The sequence below is a fragment of the Enterobacter cloacae complex sp. S3 genome, assembly GCF_014930495.1.
Taxonomy (GTDB): Bacteria; Pseudomonadota; Gammaproteobacteria; order Enterobacterales; family Enterobacteriaceae; genus Enterobacter; species Enterobacter asburiae_B.
Genome location: NZ_JADBRD010000047.1, coordinates 1 through 1,824 on the forward strand (window position 1 = coordinate 1; position 1,824 = coordinate 1,824).

Consider the following 1,824-nt stretch of genomic DNA (forward strand, 5'->3'; position numbering starts at 1 on the left):
AAGAGAAAAATTCTGAAATAAATGTTTTACTCTGAAAGAGGAAAGCGTAATATACGCCACCTCGCAACGGTGAGCGAAAGCCGCGTTGCACTGCTCTTTAACAATTTATCAGACAATCTGTGTGGGCACTCAAAGTGACATGGATTCTTAACGTCGCAAGACGAAAAATGAATACCAAGTCTCTGAGTGAACATACGTAATTCATTACGAAGTTTAATTCACGAGCATCAAACTTAAATTGAAGAGTTTGATCATGGCTCAGATTGAACGCTGGCGGCAGGCCTAACACATGCAAGTCGAGCGGTAGCACAGAGAGCTTGCTCTCGGGTGACGAGCGGCGGACGGGTGAGTAATGTCTGGGAAACTGCCTGATGGAGGGGGATAACTACTGGAAACGGTAGCTAATACCGCATAACGTCGCAAGACCAAAGAGGGGGACCTTCGGGCCTCTTGCCATCAGATGTGCCCAGATGGGATTAGCTAGTAGGTGGGGTAACGGCTCACCTAGGCGACGATCCCTAGCTGGTCTGAGAGGATGACCAGCCACACTGGAACTGAGACACGGTCCAGACTCCTACGGGAGGCAGCAGTGGGGAATATTGCACAATGGGCGCAAGCCTGATGCAGCCATGCCGCGTGTATGAAGAAGGCCTTCGGGTTGTAAAGTACTTTCAGCGGGGAGGAAGGCGATAAGGTTAATAACCTTGTCGATTGACGTTACCCGCAGAAGAAGCACCGGCTAACTCCGTGCCAGCAGCCGCGGTAATACGGAGGGTGCAAGCGTTAATCGGAATTACTGGGCGTAAAGCGCACGCAGGCGGTCTGTCAAGTCGGATGTGAAATCCCCGGGCTCAACCTGGGAACTGCATTCGAAACTGGCAGGCTAGAGTCTTGTAGAGGGGGGTAGAATTCCAGGTGTAGCGGTGAAATGCGTAGAGATCTGGAGGAATACCGGTGGCGAAGGCGGCCCCCTGGACAAAGACTGACGCTCAGGTGCGAAAGCGTGGGGAGCAAACAGGATTAGATACCCTGGTAGTCCACGCCGTAAACGATGTCGACTTGGAGGTTGTGCCCTTGAGGCGTGGCTTCCGGAGCTAACGCGTTAAGTCGACCGCCTGGGGAGTACGGCCGCAAGGTTAAAACTCAAATGAATTGACGGGGGCCCGCACAAGCGGTGGAGCATGTGGTTTAATTCGATGCAACGCGAAGAACCTTACCTACTCTTGACATCCAGAGAACTTTCCAGAGATGGATTGGTGCCTTCGGGAACTCTGAGACAGGTGCTGCATGGCTGTCGTCAGCTCGTGTTGTGAAATGTTGGGTTAAGTCCCGCAACGAGCGCAACCCTTATCCTTTGTTGCCAGCGGTTAGGCCGGGAACTCAAAGGAGACTGCCAGTGATAAACTGGAGGAAGGTGGGGATGACGTCAAGTCATCATGGCCCTTACGAGTAGGGCTACACACGTGCTACAATGGCGCATACAAAGAGAAGCGACCTCGCGAGAGCAAGCGGACCTCATAAAGTGCGTCGTAGTCCGGATTGGAGTCTGCAACTCGACTCCATGAAGTCGGAATCGCTAGTAATCGTAGATCAGAATGCTACGGTGAATACGTTCCCGGGCCTTGTACACACCGCCCGTCACACCATGGGAGTGGGTTGCAAAAGAAGTAGGTAGCTTAACCTTCGGGAGGGCGCTTACCACTTTGTGATTCATGACTGGGGTGAAGTCGTAACAAGGTAACCGTAGGGGAACCTGCGGTTGGATCACCTCCTTACCTTAAAGAACCTGCCTTTGTAGTGCTCACACAGATTGTCTGATGAAAA

Annotated in this window: 1 rRNA gene; it reads left to right on the forward strand. The window is 52.2% G+C overall.

Features of this window, described 5'->3' with window-relative positions:
• The first annotated feature begins 235 nt into the window (after nucleotides 1-235).
• A 16S ribosomal RNA gene (locus IM317_RS21455) occupies nucleotides 236-1,775 on the forward strand.
• Nucleotides 1,776-1,824: the final 49 nt, after the last annotated feature.